Source organism: Streptomyces sp. NTD91, from assembly GCF_059510455.1.
On record NZ_JCAJZW010000039.1, the window covers coordinates 19,916 to 33,973 of the forward strand.

Here is a 14,058-nt window from a genome sequence, read left to right on the forward strand (position 1 = left end):
CAGGACCGAGGTGGCGACTTTCGCGACGTCCGAACAGCTGCTGGTGATCATCGATCCGGCGGCGCGGCAGGCGGACGGAGAGTCCGTACGTATCGCGAAAGACGTGCTCAGCGCGGGTGCGGCGGCCAAGGTGTGCCTCCCGGACGGGCCGGAGGAATTCGCCCGCGCGCTGGGCCGGCGGGGGGCCCGGCGGCCGGTGGTGGTCGGCGACGACCGCGCTCTGGTGCGGGCGGTGACCCTGCTGCACCGGGCGCGGGAGCTGGCCGGATGTGCGCTGTCGGTGGTCCCGGTGGGTGACACCCGCCTGGCCGAGTCGCTCGGGGTGCCGGGCGGGGCGGTGGCGGCGGCGCGGGCCGTGCTGGACGGCGCGGAGCGGCGCCTGGACCTGCTGGTCGACGACAGCGACGGGGTCGTGCTGAGCGGGCTGGGCATACCGCCGGATCCGGTGGCGCGGGCGGCCGCGGCGCAGCCGCTCACCGTCGCCTGCCGCCCCTGGTACCGCTCCCTGGTCCGCACCCTCGCCCCCCGCCCGCCCCGGCTGTCCGCCGTGCCCTCCCCCGGCCCCTCCCGGCTCCGGGTGGAGGTCGACGGCGAGACGGTGGTGGACCTGGGTCAGCCGGTCGAGGCGGTGTCCGTGGCACCGGGCACGCGCGGCCTCGCGGAGGTGGAGGTACGGCCGTTGTCGGTGGGCGCGGAGGCGACGCCGGTCCGGGCGTCCGGGCGGACGGTGACGGTGACCGGCATGGATTTCCGCTACCGGGCGGACGCGGGCGTGTCGGGCCCGGTACGACGGCGGACCTGGCGGGTGGCGCGGGGGGCGTGGGGGCTGGTGCTGCCGGATTCGTGAGCCGGGGTGGCGGGGCGGTGCTCAGCTCTGGTGTTTCCGGTCCCGGTAGGCGCGCCAGCGTTCCATCATCGTGACCACGTCGCGCTCGATGAACTCGAAGAAGTCCAGGGTCTCGGCCAGCCGGCGGCCGGCCGGCGTGTCGGGGCCGAGAGAGTCCACGCCCTCCCGCAGGGCGTCCTCCCAGCGCTTGATGACGGCATCGCGGCTGGTGAGGGCCTCGTACCACTGGTCGCTGTGCACCCGGTACCGCTCCCGGCGCGAACCCGGCTCGCGCTCCCTCGACACCAGGTGAACCTGCGCGAGGTAGCGCACGGCCCCGGAGACCGCCGCGGGACTGATCTTCAACTGCTCGCCCAGCTGGGCCGAGGTCTGGGTGCCGGTGTCGGAGGCGAGCAGTGCCGCGAACACCCGTGACGGCATGCGCGGGACGCCCGCCTCGACGAGCTGGGCCGCGAAGTGTTCCACGAACTGGGAAACCGCTTCCGGGTCCCGCTGCACCGCATCCGTCATAGGGCCTACCGTACCCAACCTTAGGGAGCTTCGGTAACTTCACAATTTTCTGAAAGACGCGTACGTTCGGGGCCATGACGAAGGCAATCACGGTCGCCGGACTCCACAAGTCCTTCGGCCGTACGCACGCGCTGGACGGCCTCGACCTGGACGTCGAGTCCGGTGAGGTGCACGGCTTCCTCGGCCCCAACGGCGCCGGCAAGTCGACCACCATCCGGGTGCTGCTCGGAATGCTGCGCGCCGACGCGGGCGCCGCACAGGTGCTGGGCCGCGACCCCTGGCGCGACGCGGTGGAGGTGCACCGCAGGATCGCCTACGTCCCCGGGGACGTGACCCTGTGGCGCAACCTCTCCGGAGGTGAGGTCATCGACCTCTACGGCCGCCTGCGCGGAGGCCTGGACCGCCGGCGCCGCGCCGAGCTGATCGACCGCTTCGAGTTGGACCCCACCAAGAAGGGCCGCACCTACTCCAAGGGCAACCGGCAGAAGGTCGCCCTGGTCGCGGCCTTCGCCTCGGACGTGGACCTGCTGATCCTGGACGAGCCCACCTCGGGCCTGGACCCGTTGATGGAGGAGGTCTTCCAGGCCTGCGTCGAGGAGGAGCGCGACCGCGGCCGCACGGTCCTGCTCTCCTCGCACATCCTGAGCGAGGTGGAGGAACTCTGTGACCGGGTCAGCATCATCCGCAAGGGGCGGACCGTGGAGAGCGGCTCGCTGGCCGACCTGCGGCATCTGACCCGGACCAGCGTCAGCGCCGAACTCGCCGCCCCGCCCGACGGACTGGCCGGGCTGCCCGGCGTGCACGGCCTGGACGTGCAGGGACACCGGGTCCGGTTCCAGGTGGACACCGACCGGCTCGACGCCGTACTGCGGTCCTTGACGGCGTCCGGAGTGCGCTCGCTGACCTCGACGCCACCGACGCTGGAGGAGCTGTTCCTGCGGCACTACGCGGACGAGGTGGCCGTATGACCTCCCCACTGGCCGGTACCGGAGCCCTGTTGAGGTTCTCCCTGCGCCGCGACCGCGCGCTGATCCCGGTCTGGGTCGTGGTGAACACGCTGATGGTCCTCTCCATGCCGAAGACGCTCAGCGGCCTGTACGGCACCCCGGCCGCCCGCGCCGACCTGCTGCACCAGATGGCGACCAACGCCTCCCTGCGCGCCATGGTCGGCCCGGTCTTCGGCGACTCGCTGGGCGCGCTGACGGCGTGGCGGGTGGGGGTGTACGCGGGCGCGCTCGCCGCCGTGACGAGCCTGCTCGTCGTCGTACGGCACACCCGCGACGAGGAGGAGAGCGGCCGGCAGGAACTGCTGTCCTCCGGGATGGTGGGCCGCCGGGCCCCGCTGACGGCGGCCCTGCTGGCGGCGACGGTCGCCGACGCGGCCCTGGGCGCGCTGATCACGGCGGGGCTCGCCGGGCAGGGCGCGGCGGGCGCCCTGGCCTTCGGACTCGGGGTGGCGGGCGTCGGCATGCTCTTCGCCTCGACGGCGGCGATCGTCGCCCAGCTGAGCGAGAGCGCCCGGCTGGCCCGGGGCCTGACGGCGGCGGTCCTCGGCGCGGCGTTCGTGCTGCGCGCGGCGGGCGACTCCACGACGAACGACGGCTCCTCGGCGCTGACCTGGCTGTCCCCGCTGGGCTGGCAGGAGAACGTACGGCCCTTCGCGGCCGAACGCTGGTGGGTACTCCTGCTGTTCGCCGCGGCGATCGCCCTCCAGACCTTCCTCGCCTACGCCTTGGCCGGCCGCCGGGACATCGGCATGAGCTTCCTGCCGACCCGGCCGGGACCCGCCGAGGGCCGGCTCGCCACTGCCCGGGCCCTGGCCTGGCGGTTGCAGCGCGGCAGCGTCCTCGGTTGGTCGCTCGGCTACTTCCTCGCCGGAGTCGTCTACGGCGGGCTGACGGACGGCGCCGCGAAGCTCGTCGGCGACAATGCCAAGGCCCGGGAGATCTTCCAGCGCATGGGCGGCCACAGCGGCCTGACCGACGCCTTCCTCGCCGCGATGATCGGCATGCTCGGCCTGGTCGCCGCCCTGTACGTCGTGTCGTCCGTGCTGCGGCTGAGCGGCGAGGAGACCTCCGGGCGCGCCGAACCGGTGCTGGCCGGCGCGGTGAGCCGGCTGCGCTGGGCCCTGGGCCATCTGCTCATCGCGTTCGGCGGCTCGGCCCTGCTGATGCTGCTGGCCGGCCTCGGCTTCGCCGTCGGCTACGGTCGGCAGATCGGCCCGGTACTGGGCGCGTGCCTGCTCCAGGTCGTCGCCGTCTGGGTGATCGGCGGGGTAGCCGTCCTGCTGTACGGCGTCCTGCCCCGGGGAGCGGTCGCGGCCTGGGGCGTGGCCGGCGCGGCCCTGCTCCTCGGCTGGATCGGCCCGGCGCTGAACCTGCCCCGGACAGTGCTGGACCTCTCCCCCTTCGGGCATCTGCCGAAGCTGCCGGGCGGGGGGATGGAGTGGGGACCGGTGCTGGTGCTCCTGGGTCTGGCCGTGCTGTTCGTCGCGGCGGGCCTCACAGGGCTGCGCCGCAGGGACCTGACGGCCTGAACGCTCAGCGGCAGCCGTCCACCGGCCGGACGCCCGTCAGCGCACCTCCACGTTCAGCCCCTCCAGCCCCCTGATGACGAAGTTCGGCTTCCGCCGTGGCTCCGCCGCCGGCGCCAGGGTCGGGGCCCGCCGCAGAAGAGCGGTCATGGAGGCCGCGAGTTCGATGCGGGCCAGAGGGGCGCCGATGCAGTAGTGGATGCCCGCGCTGAAGGAGATGTGCGGGTTGTCCCCACGGGTCAGGTCCAGGCGGTCGGGGTCGGCGAAGACGGCCGGGTCGTGGTTGGCGGAGCCGAAGAGCATGGCGACCTCCGAGCCCCTCGGGATCGTCGTGCCGTCGATCTCGATGTCGTCCAGCACCCAGCGTTCGAAGAGCTGGAGCGGGGTGTCGTAGCGCATCAGCTCCTCGATCGCGGACGGCACCAGGGAGTGGTCGGCGCGCAGGGCGGCGAGCTGGGCGGGGTTGCGGAACAGGGCCCACCAGCCGTTCACCGTCGCGTTGACGGTCGCCTCGTGGCCCGCGTTGAGCAGCAGCACCGCCGTCGAGATCATCTCCTGCTCGGTGAGCCGGTCGTCGTCATCGTCGTGCACGGCGATCAGACCGGAGACGAGGTCCTCGCCGGGTTCCTCGCGGCGCGCGGCGATCAGCCCCCGCAGGTATTCGGAGAACTCCACCGACGCGCGCACCGCCTTCGCGGCGGTCTCCTCCGACGGGTTCAGCTCGTACATCCCGCAGATGTCCGCCGACCAGGGGCGCAGCAGGGCGCGGTCGGCCTCGGGGATGCCGAGCATCTCGGCGATCACCGCCACCGGCAGCGGCTCGGCCACCTCGGTGAGCAGGTCACCGCCGCCGTCACGGACGAGCGCCGCCACCAGTTCGTCCGCCAGCGCGTGGACGTACGGTCGCAGCCGCTCCACCGTGCGCGGTGTGAACGCCTTCGACACCAGTCGCCGGATCCGGGTGTGGTCCGGCGGCTCCAGGTCGAGCATCCCGCGGTCGTTGAGCGTGTGGAACGGCTCGTGCTCCGGCGGGGGCGGGGTCCGGCCGAACTCGTCGTGCGAGAACCGGTGCTGATACGTCCGGCCCAGCCGCCGGTCCCGCAGCAGCGCGGAGACGTCCGCGTGGTGCGGCACCAGCCACTGGTTCGTGGGCGCGAAGTGCACCACCCTCCCGCGCGCCCGCAGTTCGGCGTACGCCGGGTAGGGGTTGTCCACGAACGCCGGGTCCCAGGGATCGAACGCGAGGTCGCCTGCCATGCGGCGACGCTAACGCGCGGGGCGCGGTCTGACCAGGGGAGCTCTTTCAGGTGCTCGCTCAAGGCGGTGAAGGTGGCGGCGGGAAAGGAGAGGGGGCTTGGCTCGGGGTCGTGGCATGCCGGGCCGGCAGGGACCCACGCCGACGCTCTCGACCTCTTCGTCGCCGTCCAGGGCGGTCAGCCAGGGGTCACCAGGCGGGCCTCGTAGGCGAACACCGCCGCCTGGGTGCGGTCTCTGAGGCCGAGTTTCACCAGGATGCGGCTGACGTGGGTCTTGATCGTCGACTCCGCCACCACCAGGCGTTCGGCGATCTCCGCGTTGGACAGGCCCTGGGCGATCAGGACCAGGACCTCCGTCTCGCGTTCCGTGAGATCGCCGTAGGCCGCCCGGGCCGCCGACGGGATCAGGCGCGGGGGGTCCGCGAGGCGGGAGAACTCCGTGATCAGGCGCTTGGTGACCGAGGGGGCGAGCAGGGCCTCGCCCGCGGCCACCACCCTTACCCCGTCGGCCAGTTGGCGTGCCGAGGCGTCCTTGAGCAGGAAGCCGGAGGCGCCCGCCCGCAGGGCCTGGTACACATACTCGTCCAGGTCGAAGGTGGTCAGCACCAGCACCTTCGCCGCCGCGTCCGCCGCCACGATCTCCCGGGTGGCCTCGATGCCGTTCAGCTCGGGCATGCGGATGTCCATCAGCACGACGTCCGGTCCGAGTCCACGGACCCGGTCCACCGCCTCCCTTCCGTTGACTGCCTCGCCGACGACCTCGATGTCCGGCATCGCGTTCAGCAGGACCGAGAAGCCCTCGCGGACCATCATCTGGTCGTCCGCGATCAGTACGCGGATGGTCATGCGTCCCCTTCGCCCACGGTGGCCGCCGGAACCGGCAGGAACACCGTCACCTCATAGCCCCCGTCCGGCGACGGGCCCGCCGTCATCTCGCCGTCCAGCATGGAGACCCGCTCCCGCATGCCGGTGATGCCGTGTCCGGCGCCGGGCGACGGTTTGACGAGCTGCGGCGCCGGCGGCGGTGTGTTGACCATGCGCAGGCCCAGGCCGCCGAGGACATAGCCGATCTCCACGCGGGCGCTCGCTCCCGGTGCGTGGCGCAGGGTGTTGCTGAGGGCCTCCTGGACGATCCGGTACGCCGACAGCTCCACCCCTTGCGGCAGTTCGCGCACCGCGCCCGTCACCACCTTCTGTGTCGTCAGGCCGGCCTCCCGCACATTGGCGAGCAGTCCGTCGAGGTCCGCCAGGGTCGGCTGGGGGGCGTCCGGTGCCTCGTGGTCCTCCGCGCGGACGACGCCGAGGACCCGGCGCAGCTCGGTCAGGGCCGCCACCGCGTTCTCCCGGATGGTGGCGAACGCCTTCTCCAGCTCCTCCGGAGGATTCTCCACCCGGTAGGGCGCGGCCTCCGCCTGGATGGCGACCACCGACATGTGGTGCGCGACCACGTCGTGCAGCTCGCGGGCGATCGTCGTGCGCTCCTCCAGGAGGGTGCGCCGGGAGCGCTCGTGTGCGGTCACCGTCTGCTGCGCGGTCACCTCCTGCGCGGCCTCCTTGCGTATGTGCCGGACGGTGACCACCAGCAGCAGCACCGCCGACAGGACCAGCATCTGCGCGACATCGGTGTCGTAGTGCGGAGGGCCGAGCACACTCGCGGCGAAGGAGCCGTAGACGCCGGTGAGCGCCCACATCCAGGCCGCCGTGCGGGGGCGGGTGCGTATCGCGACGACCGTGAGCACCACCAGGTGGGAGAAGAAGCTGCCCGGCGGCCACGGCCAGCCGGCCCACGCCTGCGCACTGATGACCGCGGTGGCCGTGGACGCGGCGAGGGACAGCCAGAAGGCTCCGGCCGGCCGCACCAGGGTGAGCAGGACCGGCGCCAGGGCCAGCAGCCCGCACAGCAGGGACGGCACCCCCGAGTCGCCCCCGCGTGCCATGCCGAGCAGCAACGCCACCGCACCGAGGACGACGACCACCGCGTGCGGCGTCCAGGTCGCGTACTCCTTCATCCGGCCTGACCGGTGGCGCACGAAGGAGCTGTCGGCGCCGAGGCGGGGCAGCGGGCGGTAGGCGAAGGCCTCGTGGAACAGGTCCTGCCGCAGCCCGCTCAGGGCGTCCGCGGCCAGCCGGAACTCCGGGCTGCGCGGCCTGTCGACCGCGCCCGGCGGTGTCGTCTGCGTGTGCGTCGTCTCGGTCACGTGGAAAACGGTAGGCGGCGACCGGGGCCGCGGTCGTCATCTTGCAGAGGGGTTCTCGGGGGTCCCTCTCAGGTACTACGGGTCGCCCCCTTGAGGGTGCCACCGAGGGTGTCACCGGCCGCCCGGGCGGACCAGGCCGGACTCGTAGGCGAAGACCGCGGCCTGGGTGCGGTCGCGCCGGCCCAGCTTCACCAGGATCCGGCCCACGTGCGTCTTCACGGTCTGCTCGGCCACCACCAGGCGCTCGGCGATCTCCGCGTTCGACAGGCCCTGCGCGATCAGCGCCAGCACCTCCGTCTCCCGCTCGGTGAGGTCGCCGACGCGCTGCTTGAGCGGGGCCCGCGGGGTGCCGTCCAAGCGGGAGAACTCGGCGATGAGACGGCGGGTGATGCCGGGTGCCAGCGAGGCGGCGCCGTGTCGTCTGTCGGGCGGCCGCGGGCTTCACGAAGTCAACACTAGGCATTGCGCGGGGACTTTGCCGCAGGAAGGTGTCGGCGGACGACAGGGGACCTGCGATTGCGGGGCCCCTGCTCGTGATGCCGGAAGGCGATCAGGCACAGGGCCAGCACCAGTGTGAAGACCGGCAGCCACGCGAGGCGGTACGTCACCCACGTCAGGGAGTCGGGTGAGGTGTGCAGGCCGGGCAGGCGGGCGGCGGGGAGGGTGACGGCCGTCGTGGCCATCAGGGCCGTCTGGTGCCAGAGGTAGATCGTCATCGCGGAGAGGTTGACCAGGGCCACCGCCGCCCAGAGCAGCGGACGGGTCGTCGCGCGGCGCAGCCGGTCGCGCAGGAGGAGGGCCAGGCCGCACTGGGCCAGGCCGAAGGTGACGGCCGCGAGGGTCGGGGGATCGAGGTTGGAGATCCTCGCGCCGGGGACGCCGACCATGGACGCCGGGTATCCGGCGCAGCCGACGAGGACGGCCGTGGCCGCCGTACCACCGAGGAACAGCACGTACCCCGCGCGGCGGCTGTCCAGTTCGCCGCGGGTCCAGGCGGCGCCCAGGGTGTACGGCACCAGCCAGCCCGCCGGGAGGTTCGCCCAGCCGAGCCAGGAAGGGCCGGTGTGCAGGCCGAAGCGGAAAAGGTCCACGTGCAGGACGACGGCGAGGGGCCACAGGGGGTTGAGACGGGTGAGGAGTGGGGTGGCGGCCGTCAGTGCGGCGAGGACGAGGAGGAACCACAGGGGGGACAGGGCCAGTTTGAGCAGCGTCTCGATCGTGGTGAGGGGCGTGCCGGTGAGGAGGAGGACGGTGGCGGTCGGCGCCCACAGGCACGCGAGCGCGGCCACCGGGCGGAGGAGGCGGGCCAGACGGGCGAGCAGCCAGGTGCGGTAGGTGTCGCCTCTGGCGCGTGCCGTGGTGAGGCTGCGGGTCGCCACGTGGCCGCCGACCAGGAAGAACACGGCGAGGGTCTGGAACAGCCAGGAGATCGGGACCAGATGGGGCATGTGCTGCAGCGGGCTCGTGGTGTGCAGGCCGCCGTCCTCTGCGACCAGGGCAGTCACCAGCCAGTGGCCGAGGACGACACCGAGGATCGCGATGGCGCGGAGGGCGTCGACGGCGCGGTCCCGTGAGGCGGGGGTGGCGGTGTCGAGGTGGTGGGCCCAGCGGTGGAGGGCATGCGGGAGTTGGTGGGCTCGACCGGGTGCGCGGGGGGTGGCGGGGAGTGTGGTGTGAGAGACCGGCTGCGGGGTCGTGGGCAGGGGCGCGTCGGGGGACGGCTGCGGGTGTGCGGATGTCGTGGGGCGGGGGGTGGCTGGTGGCTGGTCAGGCATGGGGGGCCTCCGGCGGGTCGCCCAGGGTGATTCGGGTCAGGTTGGTGAGGGAGGGCGAGCCCGGGGTGAAGTAGCCGCTGTGGTCGGCGGCGCCCGCGTCGAAGATTCGGGCTCCGAAGGCTCGGGAGACCGGATCGGTGCCGAAGCCGAGGGTGGTGCCGAGGAGACTGGCACTGAGGTGCGGCACGTTCGCGATCCAGTCCGCGCCGCCGCGCGCCGCCCAGATCCGTGCGCGAGTGTGCAGGGCCGCGGCGGAGTCCGCGCCGGTGCCGGGGCTGCCGACGAGCACGATGTCGTCCGCGTCCAGGCCGGCGGCGGCTCGGCCGCAGACGACCGTGCCGTAGGAGTGGCAGAGCAGGGAGAGGTGCGCCCGCGGTTTCGCCGCCGCGCGCAGTTCCCGTACGAAGGCCCGCAGGTGCGGCGCGGCTTCCTCGGCGCGGGTCGTCGTGGTCACCGCGGTGCTCACCGTGGCCGGGGTCTCGTAGCCCAGCCAGGCGACGACCGCGGTGCGGGTGCCTTGCGGGGCGCGGTGGGTGAGGTCGGCGTACAGGGCCGCGGCCGCCCTGTGGAAGCGGGCGTAGGTGTCCAGGGAGGTGTCCGAGCCGGGGACCAGGACGGCGATGTGGTCGGCGTGTGCGAGGTCGCCGAGCACCTCCGTGGCCTGGCCGGCGCCTCGGCCGTCGAAGGCGAGGAGGTGGCGGGTCGGGGCGGCCAGGGTGCGGTCGGCGGCGGCGCGGTGCGTGTCCCCGTGGGCGGCGGCCATGCCGGCGGCGCGGGTCGCGTCGGCTCGGTTGGCGGCGTAGGCCGACTGGAGGGTCGACGCGCCGATCGGGGGGAGAACGGCGGGGGCGGGGGCCGGGATCCGGGGGCGGGCCGCGCCGGAGAGGGGGGCGGCGATGGCTGCGGAGAGGAGGGCGGCCAGGAGCGTGCGGCGCCATGTGTGGAGGCGGCGGGTGGGGCGGGTGCGACGGGGGACCGGCTGCGGGGCCGCGGGCGGGTGCCCGGCCTCCGGCCGGGTCCGGGTTCCCCTCCGCACCACCCGCGCGGCTTGCGTCCTCGAGTGCGGGTGGCCCTCGTGGGGCGCCATCCCGGCCGGCGCCTGCGGGTCCGGGGGCAGGGAGTCCCGGACCGCAGGCGACTGCGGCACCGTGGACAAGAGGCCGTCCGTGACCCCCGACTGCTGCGGGTCCCCGGACAGATACGTCTTCGTGCGGATGCGCCCCATCGGCGGGCTTCCTTTCAGGTTGCCCGTGGCTCCGGGCTTGTCTGACAAGGAAGTTATGGACGGGGGTGTGTCGTCGGCGTCCCGCCTGGGAGCTGTCTTGGGGGTAGCTCTCAGGTATTACGGGTACGACGGGGGCGGCCCCTGAGGGGCGGACCCCGGTGGTCAGGAAGAGGCTGAATGACCGGGCCTACCAGGCCAGTTGGGCGATCTCCTCCGCCACCACCGCGCACGCGTCCGCCGCCGGGTCGATCAGGGGGAAGTGGCCGACGTCCTCCAGGAGGGTCAGGCCGACCATCTCCCCGGCCTTGGCCGCCGCGTCCGCGTAGGACTCGGCCACCGCCTGTGGCACCACCAGGTCCGTACGCCCCTGGACCAGCGTCGTCGCGATGCCCGTCGGGAGGAGCAGAACGGGGTCGGCGTACGGGCGCCGCTCGGCGAACCGGCCCTGGCCGCCGAGGAGTTGCAGGCTGGCGTGGCCGCACACCTCCAGCTTCTGAGCCACCTCGAAGTCCGCGATCGGGGCGAGGGCGACGACACCGCGCAGCGGGGCCGGCCGGTCGGTGCGCCAGGAGGCGTCCGCGGGCAGGAGATGGCGGGCCGCGGCCCACAGGGCGAGGTGGCCGCCGGCCGAATGTCCCGTGAGCACCGTGCGGCGCAGGTCGGCCTGCGGGAGCGCCTCGCCGGCCAGGGCGGGCAGCGCGTCCAGGGCGGCGGCGATGTCGTCGAAGGTGTCGGGCCAGCGGCCGGCCGGCGGGAGGATGCTCCCTGCGGCGCTCCCCGTGTCCTGCCCGGGGATCAGCGGTTCGCCGCCGCGCCGGTACTCGACGTTGGCCACCGCGAAACCCCTGCGGGCCAGAAAGTCCGCGAAAGGGGTGATGTGCCGGCGGTCGTAGCGGGCGCGCCAGGCGCCGCCGTGCAGGACCACCACCAGCGGTACCGGGGAGTCCGCGGCGGTTCGGGGCGCGTAGAAGTCGATCACCTGGTCGGGGTGGCTGCCGTAGGCGGAGCTGACGTCGGGGTCGACCGGGGGGTGCGAGAAGGCCGACTCCTCTTCGGCGGCGGCGCGGGCTGCTGCTGCGTCGTCCGGCATCTCCAACCTCTCGGCGAGGGAACCTGTTCGGCGTCTGGTCGACCAGCCCGCCGTTTGGCGGGACGGTATCAGGCCGGTGACGTGCGAGGACACGGGGATGTCACGCACGGTGAGGGACAAACGGTTCTGCACGGGGCCTGAAGGTGCGGTTCCCGTACGGCCCCCGCACCTCCAGGCCCCGCTCCCCTACGCCAGTTCCTCCGCCAGGATGCGGGCCGCCCGCTCCGTGTCGGCGAAGCCGACGTACAGCGGGGTGAAGCCGAAGCGGAGGACGTCGGGGTACCGGAAGTCGCCCACGACGCCCCGGTCGATCAGGCGTTTCATCACCTCGCCCGCGACGGGGGCGCCTCCCGCTCGAGCGGAGCCGGGAGCGGGGGAGCAGCGCAGGGCGACCTGGCTGCCGCGTTCCTCGTGACGTTCCGGGGTCAAGCACTCCACTCGCCCCGGCTCGGTGTACGCCCGTACGCAGCGCAGGAAGAAGTCCGTCAGCGCGAGAGACTTGGCGCGGACGGCGGAGACGGACACGCCGTCCCAGACGTCCAGGGCCGCCTCCAGGGCCAGCATGGACAGGATGTCCGGAGTGCCGACCCGGCCGCGCAGGGCGCCCGGCGCCGGGGCGTACGACGGACTCATCCCGAACGGGTCGGTGTGCGAGTTCCAGCCGGGCAGCGGCGAGTCGAAGCGCGGCTGCAGGTCCGAGCGGACGTACAGGTACGCCGGCGAACCCGGGCCGCCGTTCAGGTACTTGTAGGTGCAGCCGACCGCCAGGTCGACGCCGTGCTCGTCCAGGCCCACCGGCAGTGCGCCCGCGCTGTGGCACAGGTCCCAGACCGCGAGGGCACCGGCGGCGTGGACCGCGGCGGTCAGCCCGGGCAGGTCGTGCAGACGGCCGGTGCGGTAGTCGACGTGGTTGAGCAGCACCGCCGCCGTACGGTCGCTCAGCGCGCCCGGCACCTCGGCCGGGGTGACCGCGCGCAGGGTGCGGCCGGTCAGACGGGCGGCGGACTCGGCGATGTAGCCGTCCGTGGGAAACGTCGTGGCGTCCACCAGGATCTCGGTGCGGCGCTCGCCCGCCATCCGTACCGCGCCCACAAGTGCCTTGAACACGTTGACACTGGTGGAGTCGCCCACGACGATCTGCCCGGCCGCCGCGCCGACCAGCGGGGCGATCCGGTCGCCGATCCGCTCGGGCGCGGTCCACCAGCCGCTCTCCTCCCAGGAGCGGATGCGCAGCTCGCCCCACTGGCGGTGGACCACGTCGGCCACCCGGTCGGGGACGTTCGCGGGGAGCGCGCCGAGGGAGTTCCCGTCCAGGTAGACCCCCGCGGCCCGAGCCGCGCGACCGGACCCGGTGTCGAGGACGAAACGCGAGCGTATCGGGGCGAGTTCGTCCGCCGCGTCCAGCTTCTCCGCTTCCAGTGCCAGCTCAGACATGGGACCTCGCCGTCCACAGCTCGGGGAAGACGTTCTTGCGGGCGCGCTTCTCCAGCCAGGCCACGCCGGCCGAGCCGCCGGTGCCGGGCTTGGCGCCCATCGCGCGGCGGGTGGCGACCAGGTGGTCGTTTCGCCAGCGCCACACCAGTTCGGCCACGTCGGTCAGCGCCTCGCCGAGGCGGACGAGTTCGGCGTCCTGGTCACCCGCGTAGATCGCCGCCCAGGCCCGCTCGACCCGGTCGGCGGGCTCGTAGCGCTGGGAGACGTCCCGGTGCAGGACGGAGGCGGGGATCGCGTGGCCGCGCCGGGCCAGCAGCCGCAGCACCTCGTCGTACAGGCCGGGCTCGTGCAGCGCCTTCTCCAGCTCCGCGTGGGCGCGGGGGGCACCGCGGTGCGGGACCAGCATGGACGCGGACTTCTCGCCGAGCAGGAACTCCATGCGCCGGTACATCGCCGACTGGAAGCCGGAGCCCTCGCCGAGGGCCGAGCGGTAGGAGTTGAACTGTGCCGGGGTGAGCTGGCCGAGGGGTTTCCAGGAGGCGTTGAGGGCCTCCAGTTCCCGTACGGAACGCTTCAGCGCGGCGATCGCGGCCGGTACGTCGTCGCCGCGCAGGGCGGCCGCCGCGGCCTCCCACTCATGGACGATGACGGTGAACCACAGCTCCATGACCTGGGTCGTGACCAGGAAGACCATCTCTCCGGGATCGTCGGAGAGGGTGTGCTGGAGGTGGGTGAGCACGTCCGCCTTGACGTAGTCCTCGTACGGCGTCGTGCCCGCGAAATCGAGATGCGGAGTCTCGGGCTCCTGAGTCTGTGTGGACTGCTGAGCCGGTTGGGACATCGCTGTCTCCTGTTGTAGCTCCGGGTAGCGGTCCGCCCCTGCCGATGCCGGCACGGGGGCCCCGGTCCCCGCCTGGCATCTTCCGCAATGGACCCCGGATACGGCAAGGCCCGCCTGTGCCAGACGGGCCACACCGGCAAGGGCGGCTGGCCGAGGGTCTGGACCGCCGTCGGGGAGAAGCCCTTCAGGAACTGGGTGCAGCGCTCGCACTCCTCCTGCTCGCCGATCGCCGGCGCGGCAAGGGCAGGGGCAGGGGCGAGGGCGAGGGCGTGCAGAGCACAACCGCGGTCGGGCTCGTGCTCAGCATGTACCACCATTTCTCCGGCAAGGCGGAGCTGGCGGTCGCGGC

At 73.2% G+C, this 14,058-nt stretch carries 12 protein-coding genes and 2 pseudogenes; 3 read left to right on the forward strand and 11 right to left on the reverse strand.

Features of this window, described 5'->3' with window-relative positions; genetic code table 11:
- Positions 1-10: 10 nt before the first annotated feature.
- Entirely contained in the window at positions 11-847 is an 837-nt protein-coding gene (locus AC5WRT_RS30140; protein ID WP_496096665.1) for a diacylglycerol kinase, read from the forward strand.
- 21 nt (positions 848-868) lie between these two features.
- On the opposite strand, the gene AC5WRT_RS30145 is transcribed toward AC5WRT_RS30140, so the two are convergent.
- Positions 869-1,357 (reverse strand): GbsR/MarR family transcriptional regulator, encoded by a 489-nt coding sequence (locus AC5WRT_RS30145; protein ID WP_496096666.1) that lies wholly within the window; start codon positions 1,355-1,357, stop codon positions 869-871.
- Between the two features lie 74 nt (positions 1,358-1,431).
- On the opposite strand from AC5WRT_RS30145, the gene AC5WRT_RS30150 reads away from it, so the two are divergent.
- On the forward strand, positions 1,432-2,325 hold the full coding sequence (locus tag AC5WRT_RS30150) for an ABC transporter ATP-binding protein (protein ID WP_496096667.1): 894 nt from the start codon (positions 1,432-1,434) through the stop codon (positions 2,323-2,325).
- Positions 2,322-3,893 carry an ABC transporter permease gene (locus AC5WRT_RS30155; RefSeq protein WP_496096668.1) on the forward strand — a complete coding sequence of 524 codons (1,572 nt, stop codon included), beginning with the start codon at positions 2,322-2,324 and terminating at the stop codon, positions 3,891-3,893. The genes AC5WRT_RS30150 and AC5WRT_RS30155 overlap by 4 nt, the downstream gene beginning before the upstream one ends.
- A 36-nt stretch (positions 3,894-3,929) precedes the next feature.
- On the opposite strand, the gene AC5WRT_RS30160 is transcribed toward AC5WRT_RS30155, so the two are convergent.
- The 10 genes and pseudogenes from AC5WRT_RS30160 to AC5WRT_RS30205 all read right to left on the reverse strand — a co-directional run.
- Positions 3,930-5,147 (reverse strand): cytochrome P450, encoded by a 1,218-nt coding sequence (locus tag AC5WRT_RS30160; RefSeq protein WP_496096669.1) that lies wholly within the window; start codon positions 5,145-5,147, stop codon positions 3,930-3,932.
- Positions 5,148-5,323: 176 nt separating this feature from the next.
- On the reverse strand, positions 5,324-5,992 hold the full coding sequence (locus AC5WRT_RS30165; protein WP_496096670.1) for a response regulator: 669 nt from the start codon (positions 5,990-5,992) through the stop codon (positions 5,324-5,326).
- Complete coding sequence (locus tag AC5WRT_RS30170; RefSeq protein WP_496096671.1) at positions 5,989-7,344, reverse strand: sensor histidine kinase; 1,356 nt, start codon at positions 7,342-7,344, stop codon at positions 5,989-5,991. The genes AC5WRT_RS30165 and AC5WRT_RS30170 overlap by 4 nt, the downstream gene beginning before the upstream one ends.
- Before the next feature lie 111 nt (positions 7,345-7,455).
- Positions 7,456-7,758: pseudogene (locus AC5WRT_RS30175) on the reverse strand (response regulator transcription factor); the annotation flags it as partial.
- Positions 7,759-7,799: 41 nt separating this feature from the next.
- A complete protein-coding gene (locus tag AC5WRT_RS30180) occupies positions 7,800-9,119 on the reverse strand; it encodes an acyltransferase family protein (RefSeq protein ID WP_496096672.1) in 1,320 nt (439 codons plus the stop codon).
- A complete protein-coding gene (locus AC5WRT_RS30185; protein WP_496096673.1) occupies positions 9,112-10,344 on the reverse strand; it encodes an alpha/beta hydrolase in 1,233 nt (410 codons plus the stop codon). The genes AC5WRT_RS30180 and AC5WRT_RS30185 overlap by 8 nt, the downstream gene beginning before the upstream one ends.
- Before the next feature lie 187 nt (positions 10,345-10,531).
- Complete coding sequence (locus AC5WRT_RS30190; RefSeq protein WP_496096674.1) at positions 10,532-11,434, reverse strand: alpha/beta hydrolase; 903 nt, start codon at positions 11,432-11,434, stop codon at positions 10,532-10,534.
- A 186-nt stretch (positions 11,435-11,620) separates the two neighbouring features.
- On the reverse strand, positions 11,621-12,868 hold the full coding sequence (gene kynU, locus AC5WRT_RS30195) for a kynureninase (protein WP_496096675.1): 1,248 nt from the start codon (positions 12,866-12,868) through the stop codon (positions 11,621-11,623).
- Positions 12,861-13,709, reverse strand: coding sequence for a tryptophan 2,3-dioxygenase family protein (locus AC5WRT_RS30200; RefSeq protein ID WP_496096676.1), 849 nt, complete (start codon positions 13,707-13,709; stop codon positions 12,861-12,863). Before AC5WRT_RS30200 ends, kynU begins: the two co-directional genes overlap by 8 nt.
- A gap of 149 nt (positions 13,710-13,858) precedes the next feature.
- Positions 13,859-14,011: pseudogene (locus AC5WRT_RS30205) on the reverse strand (DUF3151 family protein); the annotation flags it as partial.
- Positions 14,012-14,058 lie beyond the last annotated feature (47 nt).

Coding starts and splice junctions, on each gene's coding strand:
- AC5WRT_RS30150 (WP_496096667.1), top strand. CDS start 1,432: ATGACGAAGGCAATCACGGTCGCCGGACTCCACAAGTCCTTCGGCCGT.
- AC5WRT_RS30165 (WP_496096670.1), bottom strand. CDS start 5,992: ATGACCATCCGCGTACTGATCGCGGACGACCAGATGATGGTCCGCGAG.
- AC5WRT_RS30200 (WP_496096676.1), bottom strand. CDS start 13,709: ATGTCCCAACCGGCTCAGCAGTCCACACAGACTCAGGAGCCCGAGACT.
- AC5WRT_RS30145 (WP_496096666.1), bottom strand. CDS start 1,357: ATGACGGATGCGGTGCAGCGGGACCCGGAAGCGGTTTCCCAGTTCGTG.
- AC5WRT_RS30160 (WP_496096669.1), bottom strand. CDS start 5,147: ATGGCAGGCGACCTCGCGTTCGATCCCTGGGACCCGGCGTTCGTGGAC.
- kynU (WP_496096675.1), bottom strand. CDS start 12,868: ATGTCTGAGCTGGCACTGGAAGCGGAGAAGCTGGACGCGGCGGACGAA.
- AC5WRT_RS30180 (WP_496096672.1), bottom strand. CDS start 9,119: ATGCCTGACCAGCCACCAGCCACCCCCCGCCCCACGACATCCGCACAC.
- AC5WRT_RS30185 (WP_496096673.1), bottom strand. CDS start 10,344: ATGGGGCGCATCCGCACGAAGACGTATCTGTCCGGGGACCCGCAGCAG.
- AC5WRT_RS30190 (WP_496096674.1), bottom strand. CDS start 11,434: ATGCCGGACGACGCAGCAGCAGCCCGCGCCGCCGCCGAAGAGGAGTCG.
- AC5WRT_RS30155 (WP_496096668.1), top strand. CDS start 2,322: ATGACCTCCCCACTGGCCGGTACCGGAGCCCTGTTGAGGTTCTCCCTG.